This window comes from Acinetobacter sp. CY17 (assembly GCF_059515825.1).
The window spans coordinates 1-3797 of sequence record NZ_JCAKMX010000051.1; the positions used below are offsets into that span (position 1 = coordinate 1).

Genomic DNA, 3797 nt, shown 5'->3' on the forward strand with positions numbered 1-3797 from the left:
AATTTAACCGAAGAACAAAATGCTTTTGCTGAGTCGGTGCGTAAGTTTGCACAAAAGGAATTAGCGGATGGTGCATTGGAGCGAGCTCATTCCCATGATTATCCTTGGGAAGTCGCTGCAAAATTAGCAGAGATGGGTTTGATTGGTATTACTGTTAAAGAAGAAGATGGTGGTATTGGCGGAACCTTAATGGATGCTGTGATTGCCATTCAAGAATTAGCTTTGGTATGTCCTAAAAGTGCAGATGTTGTACAAGCTGGTAACTTTGGCGCAATTCGAACCTTTGCAGAATATGCATCTCCACATTTAAAAGAAAAATACTTACCAGATCTGTTAGCAGGCAAAAAACTGCTTGCTTTAGGTATGAGTGAACCAGGCGCAGGTTCATCCGTGACTGAACTAAAAACCTCAGCAGTTGAAAATGGTGATCACTACATCATCAATGGCTCTAAAGTATTTTCAACACATAGTCCACATGCCGATACCTTCTTGATTTATGTGCGTTTCGGTGAAGGGCTAGATGGTATTGGATCAGTGATGGTTGATCGTGGCACACCAGGTTTTGAAGTTGGTCAGCCTTCCGCATTTATGAGCGGTGAAGAATGGTGCCAGCTTTATTTCGATAACTGCCGTATTCCAAAAGAAAATGTATTGCTTGGTCCAGGTGGATTCAAGAAACAAATTTCAGGTTTTAACGTTGAACGTATTGGTAATGCATCACGTGCATTAGCACTTGGTCGCCATGCCTTTAATGTTGCACGTCAGCACTGTCTGGACCGTGAACAATTCGGTAAACCTTTATGTGAGTTCCAAGGTCTGCAATGGAAGTTTGCGGAAATGGCACTGAAGTTAGAAGGCTCACAACTTCTTCTTTACCGTGCTGCAATTAATTCTGATGGCGGTCTGCCATCTGCGTATGAAACAAGTATTGCCAAATTGTCATGCAATTTGACGGGCTGGGACGTCGCTAACGAAGCACTACAGGCCATGGGTGGATACGGCTATTCGACAGAGTCATTGGTTGAATACTGTGTAAAACGTACTCGAGGTTGGATGATTGCCGGCGGTTCGATTGAGATTTTGAAGAATCGTATTGCAGAAGACGTATTTGGTCGTCGTTTTAATCAACGTGCGAAATAAATTCACAAGAAAAGTGAAGTAATTAAATATAAGATGTATATATTGCAAAGGAAATTGTTATGCATGTAGATACTGTTGCCAATAATGGAACTGGCAATAAAAAATGGAAACTAGCATTTATATTTGCATTCTTAGTACTCATCGTAGATGGTGCGGATGTAATGTTCTTGGCATTTAGCTTAGGTAGTATTAAAGCTGAATTTGGACTATCTGCTGTACAGGCGGGTATGCTGGGAAGCGTAACCCTCGTAGGTATGGCCCTTGGTGGTGTTACAGGTGGTTGGTCAAGTGACCGATTTGGTCGTGTTAAAACGATTACATTCTGTGTTTTTGCTTTCTCAATTTTGACATCGTTAATCGGCTTCGCACAAGATGTTACACAATTTGCTATTTTAAGATTTATATCAGCTTTGTTTCTAGGTTCAGTCTATATGGTCTGTAGTACCTTGATTGCTGAATCTGTTCCAACGCATAAACGAACTACGATTGTTGCCAGTTTACAAACAGGTATTACAGTAGGATATATCGTTGCTAGTATATTAGCAGGAACTATCATTCCAGATTTTGGTTGGCGTCCAATGTTTATGCTTGCAAGTGTAGGTGTATTTTTAGCAATTGCGATGTATATCATGGTACCAGAGTCGGATGCTTGGCTATCTGCTAAAGATAATATTCGTAAACAACTTGCAACTAAATCCAAAGCACCCAAAGGCGCATTTGCGACCTTATTTAAAGAACCAGCTGTTCGAAAAATATTGCTTCTTTGGATCTTAGCAAGTGGTTTTATGCACTTTGGTTATTATGGTGTAAATAATTGGATGCCTTTATATCTTGAACAAGAATTAGGTATGCAAATTAAAAAGCTTACCATGTTTATGGTGGGTAGCTACACGGCCATGATTTTAGGTAAAGTTGTTGCTGGTATTTTAGGTGATAAGATTGGTCGTCGTGCCACTTTTGCACTAGGGACTGTGAGTACAGCAGCTTTCCTAATTATCATTGTAATGTTTAATTCGCCATCAAATATTCTTTGGTTATTGATTGCATTTGGTTTCCTATATGGCTTGCCTTTTGGTGTTTATGGCACTTACATGGCAGAAAGTTTCCCAACACGTATTCGTGGCACCTCTTTAGGTGTGGCGCATAATATGGGTCGTATCGGTTCTTCAATTGGACCAATTGCTATTGGATTCGTTGCAACAAATGCCTCTGTAGGTTATGGCTTTTTAATGATGGGCGCCGCTTATCTAGTTTGTGTATTACCAGTATTTTTTATCCGAGAACACCTATATGATCCTCAAGGAAATGAAGAGGTGGCTTCTGATGGGGCAAAACCTAAGGTTGAAGAAACTAAAGTGGCTTAATAAGCTACGAAAATTTTAGATTTCAAACGTCCTATTGCAGGACGTTTTTTTATCTGGATCATTTTACACTTCCTTAAATAAGTCATAGCCTAATGACTTATTTGAAAACATAGAGACTATAAAATACTTATTCTAATTCTATAGAGAAAATAGAGTTAGACATATGGATTTTAATTTAACCGAAGAACAAAATGCTTTTGCTGAGTCGGTGCGTAAGTTTGCACAAAAGGAATTAGCGGATGGTGCATTGGAGCGAGCTCATTCCCATGATTATCCTTGGGAAGTCGCTGCAAAATTAGCAGAGATGGGTTTGATTGGTATTACTGTTAAAGAAGAAGATGGTGGTATTGGCGGAACCTTAATGGATGCTGTGATTGCCATTCAAGAATTAGCTTTGGTATGTCCTAAAAGTGCAGATGTTGTACAAGCTGGTAACTTTGGCGCAATTCGAACCTTTGCAGAATATGCATCTCCACATTTAAAAGAAAAATACTTACCAGATCTGTTAGCAGGCAAAAAACTGCTTGCTTTAGGTATGAGTGAACCAGGCGCAGGTTCATCCGTGACTGAACTAAAAACCTCAGCAGTTGAAAATGGTGATCACTACATCATCAATGGCTCTAAAGTATTTTCAACACATAGTCCACATGCCGATACCTTCTTGATTTATGTGCGTTTCGGTGAAGGGCTAGATGGTATTGGATCAGTGATGGTTGATCGTGGCACACCAGGTTTTGAAGTTGGTCAGCCTTCCGCATTTATGAGCGGTGAAGAATGGTGCCAGCTTTATTTCGATAACTGCCGTATTCCAAAAGAAAATGTATTGCTTGGTCCAGGTGGATTCAAGAAACAAATTTCAGGTTTTAACGTTGAACGTATTGGTAATGCATCACGTGCATTAGCACTTGGTCGCCATGCCTTTAATGTTGCACGTCAGCACTGTCTGGACCGTGAACAATTCGGTAAACCTTTATGTGAGTTCCAAGGTCTGCAATGGAAGTTTGCGGAAATGGCACTGAAGTTAGAAGGCTCACAACTTCTTCTTTACCGTGCTGCAATTAATTCTGATGGCGGTCTGCCATCTGCGTATGAAACAAGTATTGCCAAATTGTCATGCAATTTGACGGGCTGGGACGTCGCTAACGAAGCACTACAGGCCATGGGTGGATACGGCTATTCGACAGAGTCATTGGTTGAATACTGTGTAAAACGTACTCGAGGTTGGATGATTGCCGGCGGTTCGATTGAGATTTTGAAGAATCGTATTGCAGAAGACGTATTTGGTCGTCGTTT

3 protein-coding genes are annotated in these 3797 nt (G+C 40.6%); all 3 read left to right on the plus strand.

The window, feature by feature from the left end:
- A partial coding sequence (locus AC5YCI_RS16095; protein WP_496175803.1) for an acyl-CoA dehydrogenase family protein occupies window positions 1–1140 on the plus strand: 1140 nt, incomplete at its 5' end.
- Window positions 1141–1199: 59 nt separating this feature from the next.
- The gene (locus AC5YCI_RS16100; protein ID WP_496175928.1) at window positions 1200–2504 is read left to right on the plus strand and encodes an MFS transporter; all 1305 of its coding nucleotides are present in this window, start codon (window positions 1200–1202) and stop codon (window positions 2502–2504) included.
- 163 nt (window positions 2505–2667) lie between these two features.
- Window positions 2668–3797, plus strand: a 1130-nt coding sequence (locus tag AC5YCI_RS16105) for an acyl-CoA dehydrogenase family protein (protein ID WP_496175348.1), incomplete at its 3' end; no start/stop codon positions are given.